The organism is Candidatus Zixiibacteriota bacterium (assembly GCA_014728145.1).
Taxonomy (GTDB): Bacteria; Zixibacteria; MSB-5A5; order JAABVY01; family JAABVY01; genus WJMC01.
The window spans coordinates 1-3,002 of record WJMC01000247.1 but is presented as its reverse complement, the minus strand read 5'-3'; the positions used below and the strand labels follow the sequence as shown (position 1 = coordinate 3,002).

The 3,002-nt window shown below is 50.5% G+C and carries 3 protein-coding genes; all 3 read right to left on the bottom strand.

Annotated elements, in window-relative coordinates; genetic code table 11:
- A partial coding sequence (locus GF404_13535) for a response regulator (protein ID MBD3383201.1) occupies positions 1 to 1,277 on the bottom strand: 1,277 nt, incomplete at its 3' end.
- 17 nt (positions 1,278 to 1,294) lie between these two features.
- A complete protein-coding gene (locus tag GF404_13530) occupies positions 1,295 to 2,533 on the bottom strand; it encodes a PAS domain S-box protein (GenBank protein MBD3383200.1) in 1,239 nt (412 codons plus the stop codon).
- Positions 2,534 to 2,579: 46 nt separating this feature from the next.
- Positions 2,580 to 3,002 (bottom strand): chemotaxis response regulator protein-glutamate methylesterase (locus GF404_13525; GenBank protein ID MBD3383199.1); only part of this gene is annotated, 423 nt, incomplete at its 5' end.

The window sequence follows — 3,002 nt, the reverse complement described above, 5'->3', positions numbered from 1 at the left end:
CGGTTACCGCTGTTGCGCTCGAGTGATTTTAAAATCAGGATTTTCTCCCCTTCACTGATAGTCAGAGGTTCGGAAAGCATATCGCCACCGGAGGTAGAAGACGGCCCCAGCGCGAGGCGCTGAGGAAAATCCTTGTGGGTAATAACATTGTCGCGGGCAGTGACGACCGCGCGCTGGATCATGTTCTCCAGTTCACGCACATTTCCCGGCCAGGGGTATTGCATCAGGAGATTCAAAGCTTTGTCGGTGATACCCTTAATCTGGCGGTCATCCTCGCGGTTGAATTTTTCAATGAAGTGCTCGACCAGAAGCGGGATGTCATCCTTGCGCTCGCGCAGAGCGGGAACTTCGATATTGATCACATTCAATCGATAGTATAAATCTTCGCGGAAACTTCCTTTTTTAATCTCTTCCATAAGATCGCGGTTGGTAGTCGCGATAATGCGCACATCGACTTTAATCGGGGTGCCGGATCCAACCCGTTCGAATTCCGATTCCTGGAGAACGCGCAACAGCTTGGACTGCAGTTGAATCGGCATTTCGGAGATTTCATCCAGAAGCAGGCTGCCCTGGTCAGCCAGGTGAAAACGTCCCTTGGTCTGGTTAATAGCGCCGGTAAATGCTCCTTTTTCATGGCCGAACAGCTCCGATTCGATCAGGCTCTCCGGTAAAGCGGCGCAGTTGATCCGTATAAACGGGTTGTCGCGACGCGGGCTGTTGTAATGTACTGCCTTGGCCACCAGTTCCTTGCCTGTCCCGGATTCGCCTGTCAAGAGGATCGTGGCCTTGCTGTTGGCGGCGGTTTCTATAAGATCGAAGATATCCCGCAGGCGGCGGTTCTGTCCGACAATATTGTCAAAACTGAATTTCTCCCTGATCTGCGCTTTGAGGGAACGGTTTTCGACTGAGAGATGCCGATGCTGTAGCGCACGCTTGACCACGATCTCGAGCGCGTCGGGTGAAAACGGTTTGAGGATATAGTCGTAAGCGCCTTTTTTCATGGCATTGACGGCGTTTTCGACAGTGCCGAACGCGGTCACTATCACGACTACTGTATCGGGAGTGATCGATTTGATTTTTTCAAGAAGTGTGATACCGTCCATCTCCGGCATACGCACATCCGACAGCACCAGATCGAAGTCCCTGGATTCTATCATTTCCAGTGCCTCGGCGCCGGAGGTCGCTGACGATACGCTATAATTGAGCCGTTTGAGAGTTTCGGTCACAAATTCATTAACCAGGTTGTCGTCGTCGACTACGAGTATATTCTTTTCCATACGAGCACCTCGGATGTTTACTTCAAATCGGCGGGAATCTCGAGACGAATATCGGTTCCCCTTCCGATTTCAGTATCCACCTTGATTTCCCCCTTGTGCAGAAGTACGAGCTTTTTGACAGTTGCCAGTCCAAGCCCTGTGCCTGCTTTGCGAGTGGTAAAAAACGGAGTAAAAAGTTTCTGCTTTACTTTTTCGGTCATTCCGGAACCCCTGTCCGAAACGATTATGTTAAGCTTATTGTCGCCGATCACCGAAAGGCTGATCCGGGAGTTTTCTTTTTGAGCCTGATGGGCATTCAAAAGCAGATTAAGAACACATTGCCTGAGATGCCCGGGGTCCATTTTCCAGCTCAATGATTCCGGGGATACGATCAGGTCGATATGGCATTTTTCCTCACACTGCGCCAGGTTCATGCGGAACTCGTGGATAAGCTCTTCCAAAAGTGGTTTGAGCTGAACCGTCTTTAAATCGGGATGTTCCTCCTGGGCGTAACGCAAAAGCGAGGAAACAGACTGGTCGAGATTTTTCACTCCCCGGATGATTTTTTCCACCAGGTCGACACGCGGATCATCTTCCAGATCACGTTTCAGCAGGGCCGCGAAACCGAGAATCCCGCCCAGCGGGTTGCGAACTTCATGGGCTACGGTCGCGGCAATTTCACCCAGTGCGGCCAGCGTTTTGACACGGGTGATCTCATCTTCGAGACGACGTATCCTGCTTATATCGTGGTATAGCTCGAGTGCGCCGATGACTTTCCGATCCTGATCATAGAGCAATGCGGTTGAAAAAGAAACCGTCAGCTCCTTGCCGGTCTTGAGGAAGATCTTCTTTTCCTCGGAAAGAAACGGCCGGTTCTCGGAAACCGTCTTCATAGCGGAATAATCGGGATTACTATCTGAGATAAAGCCCAAACCTGTTTGAGAAGCATCTTCCAGGTTAGTCTCCAGAAGTTCTTCAGCCGCTTTATTCATCAGAGTTATATTACCCTCGAGATCATACACAACGATCCCGGATGGCACCGCGGCAGTCAGTTCATGTAAAAAACTGCGCACTTTCTGGTTTTCGACAAGTGCCTGACGAAGCTGATAGTTAGTTTCCTCGAGCTGGTTATTGAGTGATTCGAAGCGACGTTCGAGTCCCTGGTAGGACTCGTTTAGTTCCTCGACGATATCGGTAAAATTCGTGAAGGATTGATTCAGATGAGATATTCTATCAATATCCTGATCGGTTTTAGAATTAGGCATATCGCGTCCCATACGACAAATATAGCAGGTAAACTGCTTTTAACAATATAAAAGTGAGCTAAAAGTAACTGCCGATTTCGGTCGCGATTCTCTCCAGGGCGACCACCTTATCAGCCAGACCGCCTTCCACTGCGGCCCGCGGCATTCCATAGACAACGCATGAATTTTCATTCTGCGCAATAACCTTGCCCCCTTTACTTTTAATGTTCCTGAGGCCATTGACCCCGTCGGATCCCATCCCGGTCATGATCACACCCAGTGTCCTTCCTCCGAAGACGTCGGCCACGGAGTTCATCATAACATCCACAGACGGTTTATGCAAGACATTAGTCGGCTCATCCGAAAGCTGTACCTCGGCCTGAGAGCCCCACTTGCGAATCGTCATGTGCTTGTCGCCCGGAGCGACATAGGCGGCCCCGGCCACGATCGGTTCGCCATGTTCGGCTTCTTTGACATGCAGATGCGAGATGCCGTTGAGGCG

Coding starts and splice junctions, on each gene's coding strand:
- GF404_13530 (MBD3383200.1), bottom strand. CDS start 2,533: ATGGGACGCGATATGCCTAATTCTAAAACCGATCAGGATATTGATAGA.